The sequence below is a fragment of the Arthrobacter rhombi genome (assembly GCF_900163545.1).
Lineage (GTDB): Bacteria > Actinomycetota > Actinomycetes > Actinomycetales > Micrococcaceae > Arthrobacter_H > Arthrobacter_H rhombi_A.
In genome coordinates, this window is sequence record NZ_FUHW01000011.1 from 42,208 (window position 1) to 58,213 (window position 16,006).

At 66.8% G+C, this 16,006-nt stretch carries 15 protein-coding genes and 1 riboswitch; of the genes, 4 read left to right on the forward strand and 11 right to left on the reverse strand.

Features of this window, described 5'->3' with window-relative positions:
• The first annotated feature begins 5 nt into the window (after positions 1-5).
• Positions 6-233 (forward strand): RNA-binding S4 domain-containing protein, encoded by a 228-nt coding sequence (locus FM101_RS02075; RefSeq protein WP_086994744.1) that lies wholly within the window; start codon positions 6-8, stop codon positions 231-233.
• 21 nt (positions 234-254) lie between these two features.
• Here the strand turns inward: FM101_RS02075 and FM101_RS02080 are convergent, their stop codons facing one another.
• Entirely contained in the window at positions 255-899 is a 645-nt protein-coding gene (locus tag FM101_RS02080; RefSeq protein ID WP_086994747.1) for an alpha/beta hydrolase, read from the reverse strand.
• A 116-nt stretch (positions 900-1,015) separates the two neighbouring features.
• Between FM101_RS02080 and FM101_RS02085 the strand changes: the two genes are divergently transcribed.
• Positions 1,016-1,906 (forward strand): SGNH/GDSL hydrolase family protein, encoded by an 891-nt coding sequence (locus tag FM101_RS02085; protein ID WP_428844132.1) that lies wholly within the window; start codon positions 1,016-1,018, stop codon positions 1,904-1,906.
• 18 nt (positions 1,907-1,924) lie between these two features.
• On the opposite strand, the gene metX is transcribed toward FM101_RS02085, so the two are convergent.
• The gene (gene metX, locus FM101_RS02090; RefSeq protein WP_086994882.1) at positions 1,925-3,100 is read right to left on the reverse strand and encodes a homoserine O-acetyltransferase MetX; all 1,176 of its coding nucleotides are present in this window, start codon (positions 3,098-3,100) and stop codon (positions 1,925-1,927) included.
• A gap of 17 nt (positions 3,101-3,117) precedes the next feature.
• A complete protein-coding gene (locus FM101_RS02095) occupies positions 3,118-4,482 on the reverse strand; it encodes a bifunctional o-acetylhomoserine/o-acetylserine sulfhydrylase (protein WP_086994752.1) in 1,365 nt (454 codons plus the stop codon).
• 68 nt (positions 4,483-4,550) lie between these two features.
• Positions 4,551-4,667, reverse strand: a riboswitch (SAM riboswitch).
• A gap of 207 nt (positions 4,668-4,874) precedes the next feature.
• Between FM101_RS02095 and FM101_RS02100 the strand changes: the two genes are divergently transcribed.
• Complete coding sequence (locus tag FM101_RS02100) at positions 4,875-5,519, forward strand: VOC family protein (protein ID WP_086994755.1); 645 nt, start codon at positions 4,875-4,877, stop codon at positions 5,517-5,519.
• Between the two features lie 78 nt (positions 5,520-5,597).
• Here the strand turns inward: FM101_RS02100 and FM101_RS02105 are convergent, their stop codons facing one another.
• The 8 genes from FM101_RS02105 to FM101_RS02140 are packed head-to-tail and all read right to left on the reverse strand — an operon-like array spanning position 5,598 to position 14,295.
• On the reverse strand, positions 5,598-6,758 hold the full coding sequence (locus tag FM101_RS02105; protein WP_086994758.1) for a GDSL-type esterase/lipase family protein: 1,161 nt from the start codon (positions 6,756-6,758) through the stop codon (positions 5,598-5,600).
• Positions 6,755-7,342 carry a TetR/AcrR family transcriptional regulator gene (locus FM101_RS02110; RefSeq protein WP_086994761.1) on the reverse strand — a complete coding sequence of 196 codons (588 nt, stop codon included), beginning with the start codon at positions 7,340-7,342 and terminating at the stop codon, positions 6,755-6,757. The genes FM101_RS02105 and FM101_RS02110 overlap by 4 nt, the downstream gene beginning before the upstream one ends.
• 55 nt (positions 7,343-7,397) lie before the next feature.
• Entirely contained in the window at positions 7,398-8,141 is a 744-nt protein-coding gene (locus FM101_RS02115; protein WP_086994764.1) for a CPBP family intramembrane glutamic endopeptidase, read from the reverse strand.
• A 9-nt stretch (positions 8,142-8,150) separates the two neighbouring features.
• Positions 8,151-9,371, reverse strand: coding sequence for an imidazolonepropionase (hutI, locus tag FM101_RS02120; RefSeq protein WP_086994767.1), 1,221 nt, complete (start codon positions 9,369-9,371; stop codon positions 8,151-8,153).
• The gene (locus FM101_RS02125; RefSeq protein ID WP_086994770.1) at positions 9,368-10,612 is read right to left on the reverse strand and encodes a formimidoylglutamate deiminase; all 1,245 of its coding nucleotides are present in this window, start codon (positions 10,610-10,612) and stop codon (positions 9,368-9,370) included. Before FM101_RS02125 ends, hutI begins: the two co-directional genes overlap by 4 nt.
• Positions 10,609-11,886, reverse strand: coding sequence for an allantoate amidohydrolase (locus tag FM101_RS02130; protein WP_086994773.1), 1,278 nt, complete (start codon positions 11,884-11,886; stop codon positions 10,609-10,611). Before FM101_RS02130 ends, FM101_RS02125 begins: the two co-directional genes overlap by 4 nt.
• A 1-nt stretch (position 11,887) precedes the next feature.
• The gene (locus tag FM101_RS02135) at positions 11,888-13,582 is read right to left on the reverse strand and encodes a urocanate hydratase (RefSeq protein WP_086994776.1); all 1,695 of its coding nucleotides are present in this window, start codon (positions 13,580-13,582) and stop codon (positions 11,888-11,890) included.
• Positions 13,579-14,295, reverse strand: coding sequence for an IclR family transcriptional regulator (locus FM101_RS02140; RefSeq protein WP_086994779.1), 717 nt, complete (start codon positions 14,293-14,295; stop codon positions 13,579-13,581). The genes FM101_RS02135 and FM101_RS02140 overlap by 4 nt, the downstream gene beginning before the upstream one ends.
• A gap of 146 nt (positions 14,296-14,441) precedes the next feature.
• On the opposite strand from FM101_RS02140, the gene hutH reads away from it, so the two are divergent.
• On the forward strand, positions 14,442-16,004 hold the full coding sequence (hutH, locus tag FM101_RS02145) for a histidine ammonia-lyase (RefSeq protein ID WP_086994782.1): 1,563 nt from the start codon (positions 14,442-14,444) through the stop codon (positions 16,002-16,004).
• Positions 16,005-16,006: the final 2 nt, after the last annotated feature.

The window sequence follows — 16,006 nt, forward strand, 5'->3', positions numbered from 1 at the left end:
GACTCATGACAGCAGCTCAGCCCCAGCCCATCAGCATCCGCGACGAGTCCATCCGTTTGGGGCAGCTGCTCAAGCTGGCGAATCTGGCCGAAGACGGTTTCCATGCCAAGGAACTCATCGAGAACGGGATGGTGAAGGTCAACGGCGAGATCGAGACCCGCCGAGGTCGGCAGCTGCGGATCGGCGACGTCGTCGGGCTCGGCGACGAGTCAGTGGTCGTGGACGCCGAATAGCTCAGCGGCCGGCGCTATGCCCTAGGCCAGGAGGTGGTGGCTCAGGAATTCGCTCACATGTTTCATCTCCGGCTCCGAAACACTGTGGGCCATTCCGGCATAGAGCATCTTGGTCAGGTCGGTGTGTTCCCCCGCCCAGTTCAGGGTGAAGTCGATCTTGGCTTCGGTGATCACCGGGTCTGCCTGGCCGCGCCCCCAGAACATCGGCTTTCGTTCCGCCTTCGTGGCCTCGTCGTCGAAGAATTCGTGCCCGTTGGCTTGGATCGCAAATCCGGAAAGCCCGACGACGGCGTCGATTTCCTGCGGGCGGTGGCGCAGGACCGAGGTCGCCACGGCCATTCCCATGGAGAAGCCCAAGAGCGTCACCGAGGAGTGCTCTTCCTTCACCTCGTCCAGCCACGCCCACACCTGTTGTACCGATTCCACGACCCGCTCCAGCGAATAGTCCAGGTCTTCCATCAGCGGGAACCAGGTGTAGCCCGGGCCCATGGCGTACGGGGCGCGGACCGAGGCCAGGGTGAATTCCTCCGGCAACATCGGGGCCAGGCCGATCAGGTCCTTCTCGTGGGAGAGATACCCGTGGAAGAGGACCAGCAGAGGTGTCCCCGCTCGTTCGGACTCGGGACGGGACCAGGCAACGACGGGCCGGGGCAAAGTGTCAGTCATGCGGCCATTGAATCATGTGCGACCCTCCGCCAACAGGACGCTGCCCGCTGCCCGGCGCGTCTTCCCGGCACCGTCTCGGGGTGGCGAACTCGGGCGCCCAGTGAAACACTGTACCCGTGAGTAACCTCGATTCTTCCTCCACACCCCAGCTGTCAGTCCCCCCGCTTTCGGCCACCGGCGAGGCGCCCCGGCATCCGTGGCGTCGCATGGTCTCCCTGGGCGATTCCTTTACCGAGGGCATCGGGGATCCGGATCCGCAAAGCCCCGGCGGACACCGGGGCTGGGCCGACCGTATGGCCGAGCAGCTCAGCCGGGAGGTGGAAGACTTCGCCTACGCCAACCTCGCGATCCGTGGGCGGCTTCTCGATCAGATCCATGAAGAACAACTCGAACCCGCCTTGGCTCTGCAACCGGACCTGATCACCATCTGTGCCGGCGGCAACGATGTGCTGCGCCCCGGAGGCGATCCCGATGCTCTGGCGGTGATCATGGACCGGTTCATCGGCGAACTCTCGGCGACCGGGGCCACGCTCCTGCTCTTCAACGGTCCCGATATCGGCGAAACACCGGTCTTGGGGTCGATGCGCGGCCGTGTGGCGATCTATAACGAGAATTTGCGGGCGATCGGCGCCCGCCATGACGCGGTCATCGCCGATATGTGGGCCATGCGCGAGCTTCACGAAGCACGGATGTGGGCTCCCGACCGTTTGCACTTCTCGCCCCTGGGCCACCACACCATCGCGATGATGGCCCTCAACGCCTTGAACGTTGAGCACGAACTCACGGCGTTGGAGCCCAGCCCTTCGGAGCCCAAACCGTGGCGGGTGGCCCGGCGTGAGGATCTGGTCTGGGCGCGCACGCATTTGGCCCCGTGGGTGTTGCGGCGGCTAAGGCACCAATCCAGCGGTGACGGAATCACTGCCAAACGGCCGCAGGCCATGCCCTTCTCCACGGGCGGGACCACCCGCGGTGTGGGCGCCGGCGACCCGCGCAACGAAGCGGACTAGCCCTTCGGCCCGGGCCCCTCAGGCGTAGAAACCCGAACGCAGCACATGATTCAACTGTTCGATATCGGTCAGGAAGCCATCGTGGCCGATCGGTGAATGGATGTACTGGACCTGCGGTTTTCCCGGCAGCGCTGCTGCCAGCCGTTCGGACTGGTGGGGACCGTAGAGCCGGTCGCTGTCGACGGCGGCGACCAGGAATTCCACCCCGTCGCTCCGGCGCAAGGCCGCTTCGACTCCGCCCCTCCCCCGTCCGACGTCGTGCCCCACCAACGCTTCGGTGAGCACCATATAGGAGTTGGCGTCGAATCGGGTCACCAGTTTTCCTGCCTGATGGTCCAGATAGCTTTCAACCTGGTATCGGCCCCGGGCGAAGCCGGGACTGCCGAAGGGGTCCTCGTCGGCCTGGCCTTCGTGCCCGAAACGGATTTCCAGCTCCGGTTCGGAACGGTAGGTGATATGCGCCAACCGACGGGCGATTCCCAGCCCCGTCAGAGGTCCGCTGCCGCTGCCGCGCGGCAGGGTGCCGATGGCGTCGATCGATCCTGCCAAGGACACCGATCCGTAGAAGTCCCCGCCGTTGAAGTCGGGGTCCAGACGGATGGCCTGGGTCTGGATCTGTCCGAACGCGACCTGTTCGGCCGAGGCCACGGCGGTCGCCGCGATCACGGCGCACCGGGCCACCCGTTCGGGGTATTCCACGGCCCATTCCAGCGCCCGCGCCCCGCCGAGGGAACCGCCCAGGACGGAATGCCAGCGCGTAATGCCCAAGTAGTCGGCCAGCCGGGCCTCGGTACGCACCGAGTCCCGCACCGTGGTGAACGGGAAACGCGAGCCCCAGGCGCGCCCGTCGGGGTCCAGGCTGGAAGGTCCGCTGGAGCCGTAGCAGCCGCCCACCATATTCGGCGCCACGACGAAAAACCTGTCGGTGTCGATCGTCTTGCCGGGCCCGACGAGGCCTTCCCACCAGCCTTCTTCCTGACTATGACCGCGGGAGACATGGGTGTCCCCCGTGAGGGCATGGAGCAGGAGCACCGCGTTGGATGCCTGGGCGTCGAGGGTACCCCAGGTTTCATAGCCGATCGTGACCTCGGGCAGCCAGCCTCCGGTGTCGAACCGGTAGCCGCCGATGGGCAGGCATTTGAGGATCCCGTCGCGGATCAGCGGCGTTCCGGGGGCCCGACGTCGTTCCCTCACGTCACCAACGCCCTGACTCACCGGACTGCCTGGACTTCCGGGACGTCCCCGGCGGCGACATCTGCAGCTGCGGCGGCGGCGGCAGCGAAACCGATCTCAAGGTCCGCGATGATGTCGTCGATATATTCGATGCCCACCGAGAGCCGCACCAGTCCGGAGCTCACCCCTGCTGCCGCGCGTTCGGGCTCGGAGAGCTGGGAGTGGGTGGTGGAGGCCGGGTGGATCACCAGGGAGCGCACATCGCCGATATTCGCGACATTGGAGTGCAATTCCAGTCCGTCGACGAAGGCCCGACCTGCCGGCTCACCACCGGCGATCTCAAAGGCCAGGACCGCTCCGACGCCCCGCGGAGCGTATTTGCGGCCCAGTTCGTACCAGGGGCTGGAGGGCAGACCGGCGAAGGCCACGGAATCGACCTGGCCGTGGGCCTCGAGCCATTCGGCGACTTTTTGCGCGTTCTCCACATGGCGTTCCATGCGCAGGCTCAGGGTTTCCAGACCCTGGGCGATGAGGAACGCGTTGAACGGGGACACCGCAGAACCCAGATCGCGCAGGAGCTGGACGCGCGCCTTGAGGATGAACGCCAGGTTCGCCCCCAGGGCACCGCCGACCCCGAGATCCCGGGCGAAAACCAGCCCGTTGTAGGACTCGTCGGGAGTGTTGAATTCCGGGAAGCGCTCCGGGTCTGCCGCGAAGTCGAAGTTGCCCGAATCCACGATGACCCCGGCGACGGAGGTTCCGTGTCCGCCCAGGTACTTCGTGGCCGAGTGCACCACGATATCGGCACCGAATTCGATGGGACGGACCAGGTACGGAGTAGCCAAGGTGTTGTCCACGATCAGCGGTACCCCCACCTCGTGAGCCACCGCGCTGACGCCCTCGACATCGAGCACGTCCTGGCGTGGGTTGGAAACGACTTCCCCGAAAAAGGCCTTCGTCCCGGGCTTCACGGCGGCCCGCCAGGAGTCCAGGCTGTCAGAGTCCTCCACGAAAGTGACCTCGATGCCCAAACGCTTCAGGGTGTGCTTGAACAGGTTCTGTGTTCCCCCGTAGAGGCTGGGGCTGGCCACGATATGGTCGCCGGCCCCTGCGAGGTTGAGGATCGAGAGCGTGGTCGCCGCCTGGCCTGAGGCCAGTAGCAGCGCTCCGACACCACCTTCGAGGTCGGCGATCCGCGTTTCGACGGCTTCCTGGGTCGGGTTGCCGATGCGGGTGTAGATCGGTTCGAGTTCCTTCAGCGCAAAGCGTGCTGCGGCACTCTCGGCACTGGGGAAGACATACGACGTCGTCTGGTAGATCGGCAGCGCCCGGGCTCCGGTGGTGGGATCCGGAGCCTGACCGGCGTGGACCTGACGAGTTTCAAAAGACCATGATGCAGACATTTCTGTCCCCTTCTACGACTCAGGGGCCCCTGTTCCACGGCGGTACCCGGGAGGGTATGCCGGGAGGTGACCCGCGCTTGTCCGTTCTCCTGGTGGAGGCGAACCTGGTCTTCACCCGGGGCACCCCACCGCGAGTGGAGGGTTGCCGGCCAGCAAACCGGGGTTTCGCGCTGGCACTCATGACCTGCCACCAGTGTTCTAGATCGGGCCTGACCCCGCAACAAATTCGCACCAATATGACCGCAGTGCGCAACATTCGCCGTCGTCCCCCACTTTTTCCTGTGCGCGGCTGGCCCTTTCCGGGCCTCGAGACGGTCGTCACATAAAACGATAAATAGTGACTTAGGCAACCCTAAGTCGAGACGCACCTCACAAAGTGCGATCATGAAGCCATGATGAGGTTGGATCACGTTTCATACGCATGTGGACCAGACGGGTTGGCCGCAACGGCCGCCCGTGTCGGCAAGACTCTGGGGATCGAGTCCGTCAAGGGAGGCATTCATCCCCGCTTCGGGACCAGGAACGTTATTTTCCCGTTGAAGAACACCCAATACCTGGAAGTGGTGGAAGTCCTGGACCACCCGTCCTCGGATAAGGCGCCGTTCGGGCAGGCCGTCCGTGCCCGCTCGGAGATGGGTGGCGGTTGGATGGGCTGGTGCGTCGCCGTTGACGATCTGGCACCGTTCGAGGAGCGTCTGGGCCGGTCATCGGTCCCGGGCAACCGCAAATTCCCTGACGGTCAGGAACTGACGTGGCAGCAAATCGGGATCAAGGGTCTGATCGCCGACCCGCAGGTGCCGTATATGCTGCGCTGGGATACCGGCACCGAGGACCTGCACCCCTCCCGGGCCCTGGAACCCCAGGGCAGCATCTCGGGTATTTCCATTGCCGGCTCGGTGGAACGGGTCAGGGAATGGCTGGGCACCCCCTCGGAGTCGCCGCTCGGCGAAGTCGAGGTCCAGTGGGAGGCCCCCAACGGCACTCCGGGCATCATGTCGGTGACTTTTGAGACCCCTTCGGGGACGATCACCCTCTAAACCGGTGACCGACCACAACACCGAACGACGGCGGCCCGCGGGCCGCCGTCGTTTTCGTGTTGTGGGTGCCGTCTGTGTTCAGTGGCGCGGGGCCGCCGCAAAGGGGCCGTTGACGCTGAACGCATAATCGGCGAAGCGATCGCCGATCAGCTGATGCGTTGCGGCGTCGGGGTGCAGGTTGTCCGGCAGCGGCAGGTCGTTTTCATCCGAGGCCCCATACAGGCCCAGCCCGTCGAGGAAGTACAGATTCCGGTCTTCCTCCCGGTGCTCCATGAGTGAGTGCATTTCGCGGCGGATGACTTCCAAGGTCAGCCGTCCCGCCGATTCATCCCCTGGGGTCCCCGTCGCGGTGAACTTGACCTGGCTCGTCCCCAGGCTCTCCGGGGCGATCGCGCCGGGGCCTGAAGTGCTTTCGTGGATCGGGCAGAAGATCGGGGAGATCAGTACCATCGGCGTGGTGGGATGCCCGTCGCGGATCGTGTCCAGGAATCCGTGGATGGCCGGGACCAACGCCCGCACGCGCATCGCATCGGTGTTCACGATGTTGATGCCGAAGTTCAGGCTGACCAGATCCGCCGGCGTATCGCGGATCACCCGCGCCATGAACGGGTCCACGATACTGCTGCCCCCTAACCCGAGGTTGCGTAGCTCCACGCCTCCGCGCCGGGCTGCCACGGCGGGCCAGATCCCCGCGGGTGCCGCAGCGTTCGAGCCCTGGCTGATGGAGCTGCCGTGGTGGACCCAGAGCGGACGGTCGGGCTCGATGGGCTGCAGCGGGGCGTCGGAGCGCAGGCCGATCAGCTCGAGGGCCTCGTTATGGGGCAACCAGATCTCCACGCGTTTCTGCCCCGCGGGCAGTCCGTGAAGCACGGTGGTGTGGGAGGGGCCGGGGACCTGCTCGACCGCGCCGGTGGCTAGGTCTACTTCCATGGCGTCCCCGCCCGCGAGCGGTTCGATGCTCCAGGGCTGGTCATCGATGAGGACCTGCAGGCAGCCGCGTGGCCGGTCTGCTCCGCGGTAGACCACCCGACTCGGATGTGTTTCCAACGCCATCTGGGAGGCCTCCGTCGTGAAGGCCAGCCGAACCCCCGAGGGCTGGACCTCCATGGACAGCAATTGTGGGTCGGGGTATTGCGTCCGCACCCAGGTCGGCAGGCGATGTGGCGTGAGGCCGCGCGGGGTTTCTTCGAGTTCAGAGATGCCCCGGACGAGGTCTGCGGTGATGTCGGTAGTGATCATGAGTGCTCCTGCTCTGATGTGGTGGGCCAGCTGGCCAAGGCGCGGTCGAGGGCGTCCAGGGCGCGGTGCCAAGACCTGCGGGTCTGCTCGTCGCGGTGTTCGAAGGAGGAAGCCCGGTCCAGGGCCAAGAACCCGTTGACCGTGGCGCCCATGAAGCGGGTCGCGTGCACCAGTTCGGTCTCCGGCAGGCGGTAGCCGCGAAGCACCGAGAAGGTGAGGTCAACGAGGCGGACGGCCCCCGCGGATCGGGCGGTCTTCGGTGTGGCAGGCCGCGCCAGGACGGCCCATCTGCCGGGGTGCTGCCCGGCGAAGTCGCGCTGGGCTTCGCCCAGACCGACGAGCGCCTCGTAACCGGAGCGCCCAGCAATCCCCGCGGCCACCGCCTCAGCCACCTCGCCGAGGACGAGTTCGTGCAACCCGTCCAGCAGGGCTGCCAGATCCTTGACGTGCGAGTAGAGGCTGGCGGGGCGGACGCCCACCTCCCGGGCCAACGCCGAGACCGTGATGGCCTCGAAGCCATCCCGGTCAGCCAGCTCGGCGGCTGCCTGGACCACTGCTGCGTAATGAAGGGGTGCCCGTTTCATGCACCAAACCTATACCCTGTAGGCGTTTACCTACAACCTGCAGGCGTTGGGGCGGCTAGGTTCCCAGCCCGATCGCCGAGCCGATGAGCGAATACCCCACGAAACCGGCGATATCGAGCAGCGCATGGGCGATGACCAACGGCATGACCCGGCCCGTCCGGGTATAGATCCACCCGAAGACCACCCCCATGATGGCGTTCCCCAGAAACGGGCCGAACCCCTGATACAGGTGGTAGCTTCCGCGGACCACGGCGCTGGTGAGGATGATCGGCCAGATCCCCCAACCGAGTTTCCGCAGCCGGTCGAAGAGGTACCCGATCATGATCGTCTCCTCCAGGATGCCGTGCCGGATGGCCGAGAGCAGAAGCACAGGGATCGTCCACCAATACGGTTCCAACGCTTCGGGGACGATGGCAGTGGTCACCCCCAGGGCCCTGCCCAGCGCGTAGACACCCAGCGTGCCGACCCCCATCAGCACAAAAAGTCCCACCCCCTGCCAGGAGTCCTTCCCCGGACGGCGCAGGTCGAACCCCAGGCGACGGAACCCATTGCTGCCGGCGAGATGGAAGAGGTAGAACACCAAGGCGACCGGCACCAGGGCGAACATGATGTCCATCAGTTGGTACGTCAGGTCAAAGTACTGCCGATTGCTGAGCGAATTATTCAGTGTGGTCGTTTGTGAGCCCAACGGGCCGCGGCTGAGCTTATCGATCAGCGAAACGATGGCGTAGATGGCTGACTGCCCCAGTGAGAGCCCCATGACGATCAGGATTTCCGGCCAGAGGCTCTTGGTACGCATGTGTGAATACTAGGCCAGTGGCGCGGAGCCGACGGCGATGCGATCCACCCGTTCTCCCGCCCGCCAGACGGCGCCGGTCAGCGGCATACCGGGCCGGTAAGCCAGGTGGGCCGAGGACGGCGCGTTGAGCAGCTGCAGATCCGCCCTTTTGCCGACCTCGATGCTGCCCACCTGATCCTGCACCCCCAAGGCCAGTGCTCCGCCCATGGTCGCTGCCCGCAGGGCCTCGGTCAGCGACAAACGCATCTGGAGCACAGCTGTGGAAACGCAGAACGCCATCGAGCTGGTGTAGCTGGTCCCCGGGTTGCAATTGGAGGCCAGGGCGATCTGGACTCCGGCGTCAAGCAGTCGGCGGCCATCGGCCAGGGGCTGCCGGGTCGAGAGGTCACAGGCGGGCAGGCAGGTGGCCACCGTCCCGGCTTCCCCGGTTCCGGTTTCGGCATCCCAGCCGCTCCAGGATCCGGCGAGCGCCGCGACATCTGCGTCGTCGAGGTAGTTCACATGGTCCACACTGGCGGCACCGAATTCCACGGCCAGCCGCACCCCCGGTCCGGGGCCAAGTTGATTGCCGTGGACCCGCAGGCCCAGGCCCGCATCACGGCAGGCGGTGAGGACCCTGCGGGATTGCTCTTCGGTGAAGGCCCCGCGCTCGCAGAACACATCGGCCCATTTCACATAGGGGCGCACGGCGGAGAGCATGTCCCCACAGACCAGATCCGTGTACTCCTCGCCGTCGGCCCCCGGAGGCACCAGATGGGCCCCCAGATAGGTGACCTGGTCGACAATGGTGGAAGCGATACGCGCGTGGCGGGTTTCCTCGGTGACATCCAGGCCATAGCCGGTCTTGGTCTCCAGGTAGGTGGTCCCCCCGGCGTTGGCTTCGGCCACCCGACCCATCAGCAGACGGGTCAGTTCGTAGTCGGTGGCGGCCCGGGTTGCTTCCATGGTCACGCTGATCCCGCCGGCGGCGTAGTCCTGCCCGGCCATCCTCGCCTCGAATTCGGCGGCCCGGTCACCGGCGAACATCAGGTGGGTATGCGAATCCACCCAGCCCGGTAGCGCTGCCCGCCCTCCGGCGTCGTACACGGTATCCGTTGCCGGCGCCTGCCGGGGATGCCCGATCCAGGCAATACGCCCGCGGTCCAGGACCACGGCGGCACCGGCCAAAACGCGGGCGTCGGGGTCCAGTGTGGTCAGTTCTCCGATATTGGTCACCAAGGTGGCGCTCATGCGAACTCCCGATGCTCGTGGGTGAAGGTCAGGAACAAGGCGGCAGGATCGCCCAGCCGGGTGTGTATCCCGTTCCGGGCGACCTCGACGCCGTTGATGACCACAGCGTGGACGTCGGCGGCGGTGGCCGTCAAGGGCAGTTGGGCGACGCGGCTGCCGGCGGTACGCAGACTGTGGGCGTTTACGAGGATGTGGTCGTCGTTATCGGGCAGGGACAGGCTGCGCAGTCCCCCGGCCCGCGATGCGGTGGCCAGCTCGGTCGGGGAGAAACGCCCCCGGATGCCGGTGCGCAGGCGTTCGCCGTATTCGAGGGCACGCATCTCCAGATAGGGGTCGACGACGGCGTGTTGGTCGGTGCCCAGGGCGATGGTCGCCCCGGCATCGGCCAGTTCGCGGGCCGGACCGATGCCGTCGGCCAGATCCGCCTCGGTGGTCGGGCACATCACGATCGAGCAGCCGGTTCCGCCCAGCGCGGCGATATCGGCTTCGGTGAGGTGGGTCGCGTGCACCGCCGACAGGTGCGGCCCCAACAACCCCTGCCCGGCCAACAGGCCGGTGGGGCTCATCCCGTGGGCTGCCCAACAGCTCTGGTTCTCTGCGGGCTGTTCGGAAAGATGTACATGCAGCGGCTCCCCCGGTGCCAGCGCCGCGGCAAGGACCCGCAGTGCCGGGACCGGCACGGCACGCACCGAATGGATGGCGGCACCCAGGCAAACCAGTCCGGCGCCCTCTGCCTCGGTGGCGGGCTCGTCGGCGGCCAGTGCCTCCCGCAGGGCGGTATGCCGCTCCACCCACCCGGTGGCGTCGCCGTCGGAGAATCGCCGTTGGGTGGGGTTGAGTTCCAGCGGGTTCCCCGCGGCATCGAGTCCGCCGGAGAGGTAGCAGGTGTCCAGCAGGACCAACCGGATTCCTGCGGCTCGGGCTGCCCGGGCGAGGGCCCGTTCCATCTCATGGTCGGGGTAGGGCGCCCCGTCGGGGCCGTGGTGCAGGTAGTGGAATTCGCCGACGGCGGTGAACCCGGTGACCACCATTTCCGCGAACACCGCGGTGGCCAATTGTTCGTAGCCGGCAGGGTCCAGCCGTTCGGCGGCGGCATACATTTGTTCACGCCAGGTCCAGAAGTCCCCTGCCCCGCCGGCCGTCCCCTCGTGGGTGCGTCCACGCAGGATGCGGTGGAAGGCATGGGAATGCGCATTGACCGGCCCCGGGACCCGCACCAGGGTCTCCTCGTTCGCGCTCACAGCAGGTCCTCCAGGGTGTCGGCCAGGGCCGCGGTGCCTGCGCTCGCGTCCTCGTCCTCGACGTACTCCTCGGGCGAATGGCTGATGCCCGAGGGATTGCGCACGAAGAGCATCCCGGTGGGGACCTCGGCAGCGAGGATCCCGGCGTCGTGCCCGGCGCCGGTGGAGAGCGCCGGCGCTCCGGGGGTGCTGCGTTGCACCGAGTTCTGCAGGGTCCGGGTGAGCGTGGCGTCGAAGTGCACGGTGCCGGAAGAGGATTCCTCGGTCATGGTCACCGAGCAGCCTTCGAAGGCGGCGATCTTCTGGGCCTGGCCATGGATCCGCTCGACCAGGGACCCGGTGATCGCATCGTCGGGGTGGCGCACATCCATCCAGAAGTCGATCCGGGAGGCGATGACGTTGGTCCCGCCGGGGATTGGTTCCAACCGTCCGACGGTGGCGCGGGCATCAGACTGGCCGGCCGCTGTCTTGCGGACGGCCAACACCATCTGGGCGGCGGCGACCATCGGGTCGGCACGGTCGGTCATCAACGTGGTTCCCGCGTGGTTCCCCTGTCCAGAAACGGAGAACCGCCAGCGTCCGTGCCCGAGGATCGAGGAGGCCACGGCCACCGCGGGCCCGCGTCCTGCGGCATCGGTATGGTCCTCGCCGTTGAGCCCCAGGCCCTGCTCGACGTGTAATTCGACGAAGTCGCCGATCCGGGCCAGTGCCTCCTCGTCGCGCCCCATGGCCGCGGGGTCCAACCCCTGGGCCTTCGAGGCGTCGGCGAAGGTGGTGCCCGAAGCGTCGCGTAGGTTCAGTGCCCGCGTCGGTTCGATGGCCCCGGTCAATAACCGGGACCCCAGACAGGCGACCCCGAAGGCGGAACCTTCCTCTTCGGGGAAGACGGCGATGGCCATGGCGCGGTTGCGCTGCAGGTCCCCCGCCGCCTCGCGGGCAGCCAGGATGTCATGGGCTGCCAGCGCCGCGGCGACCCCGAGCGGGCCGTCGAAGGCCCCGCCACCGGGGACCGAGTCCAGATGCGAGCCGGTGACCAGGGCACCACGACGTGGTTCGGCGGAGCTGGGGCCGGGCAGGTCCCACCAGGCCCAGATGATGCCGTTGTGATCGCGTTCGACGGCGAGCCCGCGGCGGCTGGCCTCGGTGGTGAACCATTCGCGCAGTTCCAGTTCGGGGGTGGAGTAGACCGGGCGGGTGTAACCACCGCGGCGACGGTCGCGTCCGGTGTCTGCGATGGCTGCCATCAGTGAGTTGACGGTGCTGTTCTGGCTCATGCTATTCCGCCATCGGGATGCGCACGCCGCGTTCGGCAGCGACCTCGGACGCACGGTCGTAGCCGGCGTCGACGTGGCGGATGACACCCATGCCCGGGTCGTTGGTCAGCAATGCTTCGAGTTTGGCGGCGGCCAGTTCGGTGCCGTCGGCGACGGAGACCTGACCGGCGTGGATGGAGCGCCCGATGCCGACACCACCACCGTGGTGGATGGAAACCCACGTGGCGCCCGAGGATGCTGCGGTCAGGGCGTTGAGCAGCGGCCAGTCGGCGATGGCGTCGGAGCCGTCGGCCATGGCTTCGGTTTCGCGGTACGGGCTGGCCACCGAGCCGGCGTCGAGGTGGTCGCGGCCGATGACGATGGGCGCTGAGACCTTGCCTTCGGCGACGAGGCGGTTGAACAGCAGGCCGGCCTTGGCGCGGTCTCCGTAGCCGAGCCAGCAGATGCGCGCGGGCAGGCCTTCGAATTCGACATGTTCAGCGGCGGCGTCAAGCCAGCGGTGCAGGTGGGCGTTGTCCGGGAAGAGTTCCTTCAACGCCTCGTCGGTGACGCGGATGTCCTCGGGATCCCCGGAGAGGGCAACCCAACGGAACGGGCCCAGCCCCTCGCAGAAGAGCGGGCGGATGTAGGCCGGAACGAAACCGGGGAAGGCGAAGGCCCGGGCGAAGCCACCCTGGCGGGCCTCGTCGCGGATGGAGTTGCCGTAGTCGAAGACCTCGGCGCCGGCGTCCTGGAAGCCGACCATCGCCTCCACCTGGGCTGCCATGGATTCCTGGGCCTTCTTGGTGAAACCGATCGGGTCGGCCTGCGCCTCGGCGTCCCACTGGTCCAGGGTGTATTCCACCGGCAGGTAGGACAGCGGGTCGTGGGCGGAGGTCTGGTCGGTGACGATATCGACCGTGATGTCCCCTGACTGGTGGCGGCGCAGCAGTTCGGGGAAGACGTCCGCTGCGTTGCCGACGTAGCCCACGGAGAGCGCACGCTTTTCGGCCTTGGCGGCCAGGACCTTGGCCAGCGCGGTGTCGAGATCGGTTTCGACCTCGTCGAGGTAGCGTTTGCCTTCGCGGCGGCGCAGGCGTTCCTCGGAGACATCGACGATCAGGCAAGCGCCGCCATTGAGCGTGACGGCCAGGGGCTGGGCCCCGCCCATGCCTCCGCAGCCGCCGGTGAGCGTCAGCGTTCCGGCCAGTGTGCCGTCCTCGTCACCGGTGAGCTTGCGCGCGATGGCGCCGAAGGTCTCATAGGTGCCCTGCAGGATGCCCTGGGTACCGATGTAGATCCAGGAACCGGCGGTCATTTGCCCGTACATCATCAGGCCTTCGGCCTCCAGCTTGCGGAACTCGGGCCAGGTGGCCCAGTCCCCGACCAGGTTCGAGTTGGCGATCAACACGCGTGGGGCCCACTTATTGGTGGTGAACACGCCGACGGGCTTTCCTGACTGGACCAACAGGGTCTCGTTGTCCTCCAGGGTCTCCAGGGTGCGGGTGATCGCGTCGTAGGCTTCCCAGGAGCGTGCTGCCCGCCCCGTGCCTCCGTAGACCACCAGGTCCTCGGGCCGTTCGGCGACCTCGGGGTCCAGGTTGTTCATCAGCATGCGCAGCGGCGCCTCGGTCTGCCATGACTTGGCGGTGAGCTGGGTTCCGCGGGCGGCACGGATGCTGCGGGAGGGATCGTGTTGGGTGAATGACTGGCTCATGCCGTCTGCTCCTTGCTGCCGGCGTCTTCGCCGGCTTCGGTATCAAGTTGGTGGGTGGTGAGGACGGTGTGGGCTTCGGCAGCGACTTGGCGGCCGATCTGGGCGATCAGGTCGGCGTCCATCCGGTACGACGGCGCAATCACCGACAGCGCGGCGATGACCCGTGTTTCGTCGCCGCGGCCCACGGTGATGGGGGCGGCGATCGCGGTCACGTCCTTTTCGACGCCGCGGTCCACGACGACGTACCCGGTAGCAGGGGTCTTGCCCTTCAGGACTGCGCCGACAGCACTGCCCTCGAGCGGAACACTGCGTCCGACCCAGGAGGTATGACGCACCGAATGTGTCCCTTCCTCCACGGCGATGTAGATGCTGTGTTGGGCGGCCGTACCGCCCACCGAGGGGACGCTGAGGTAGGCGGACTCCCCCGTTGCGGCCACCAGATGGCGGAGGGATTCCATGGCCAGCGAGACCAGGGATTCGTGGCTCAGCGCCTGCGCGCCGAGTTGGACGATCCGCATTCCCGGCCGGTAACCGGCTTCTGGTTCACGGCGGACGAACCCGCTGGATTCCAGCGTGCGCAGCAACCGCAGGGCAGTGGATGCCGAGAGCCCCGTCTGCCGGGCGGCCTCGGCAAGGCTGATATGCCCTGCCTCGCAGACGGAACCGAGCAGGTGCAAGGCCCGCTCCACCGTGCGGGTGGACGGTTCGGCCATATCTCCTCCTATTTCGCTACCCCGAGATGGTTTCGACAGTCGGCTGTCTTGCCACCAGACAAAATTTACGTTTCACTTATTGAAACGTGAATATCACCACTTGGCAAGCCTTCTGGCCGGGAGGCACCCAACGAGAGGAATACCCCATGGCAGAGAACATCAGCCTGAGCCCAGCGCCGCTGGCGCCGCAGGACGTCGTGCAGGTCGCCCGCCATGACGCCCGGGTGGAGATCTCCGAGGAGTCGTTATCCGCCATGGCCGCATCACGTCGGGTGATCGACGCACTGGTCACCGATACGCGACCGCATTACGGGGTTTCCACCGGCTTCGGCGCCTTGGCCACCAAGCAGATCCCTGTTGAGTTGCGCGCCCAGTTGCAGCGCTCCTTGATCCGCTCCCATGCCGCCTCCTCCGGCGCCGAGGTCGATCGTGAGGTCGTGCGCGGCCTGATGCTCAATCGCCTGCACACCATGACCACCGGACGCACCGGAGTGCGTCCGGAGGTCGCCAGCGCCTACGCCGCGGTGCTCAATGCCGGAATCACCCCGATCGTCGGAGAATACGGTTCGCTGGGCTGCTCCGGGGATCTGGCTCCGCTGTCCCACTGCGCCTTGGCCGTGATGGGCGAGGGCAAGGTCCGCAATGCCGCCGGCGAGCTCGTCGAAGCCGCCGAGGCACTGGCCGCGGCGGGCATCGAACCGGTCGTCTTGGCCGAAAAGGAAGGCCTGGCGCTGATCAACGGCACCGACGGAATGCTGGGCATGCTGTTGATGGCCGCCGAGGATCTGCACCGCCTGGTCGCCACCGCCGATTTATCCGCAGCGATGAGCATCGAGGGCCTGCTGGGCACCGATGATGTCTTCGCCCCCGATCTACATGCCCTGCGCCCGCATCCGGGGCAGATCGCCTCCGCGGCGAATATGCGTGCCGTGCTCTCGGGGTCAACGCTCATTGCCGAGCAGAAGGAAGGTTCACACGCCTTCACCCGAGTACAGGACGCCTATTCACTGCGTTGCGCACCGCAGGTCCATGGCGCCGTGCGTGCCACCCTGGCCCACGCCGAATCCGTGGCGGAATTGGAGCTGGCCTCGGCCATCGACAACCCGGTGGTCACCACCGACGGCCGGGTGGAATCCAACGGCAACTTCCATGGGGCCCCGGTCGGCTACGTCCTGGACTTCCTGGCCATCGCCGTGGCCGATCTGGCCTCCATTTCGGAGCGCCGGACCGATAGGTTCCTGGACAAATCCCGCAGCCACGGCCTCAACGCCTTCCTGGCCGATGATCCGGGGGTGGACTCGGGCCACATGATCGCCCAGTACACCCAGGCCGGCATCGTTTCCGAGCTCAAGCGTCTGGCAGTGCCGGCGTCGGTGGACTCGATTCCCAGCTCGGCCATGCAGGAAGACCACGTGTCGATGGGTTGGGCTGCCGGTCTGAAGCTGCGCCGCTCGATCGATGGGTTGCAGCGCGTGCTGGCCGTGGAGCTGCTCACCAGCGCCCGCGCCCTGGACATGCGCGATGGCGGACTGGCCACCGGCAAGTCCTCCCCCATCGTCACCGCGGTGCGTCGGGCGATCCGCGAGGTCGTCGACGGTCCGGGGACCGACAGGTACCTGGCCCCCGAGATCGAGGCCGTGCACACGCTGGTCGCCGACGGTACGCTGCTGGCGGCAGCCAACGGTGCAGCCACCTCGGCGCTACAGTAGGC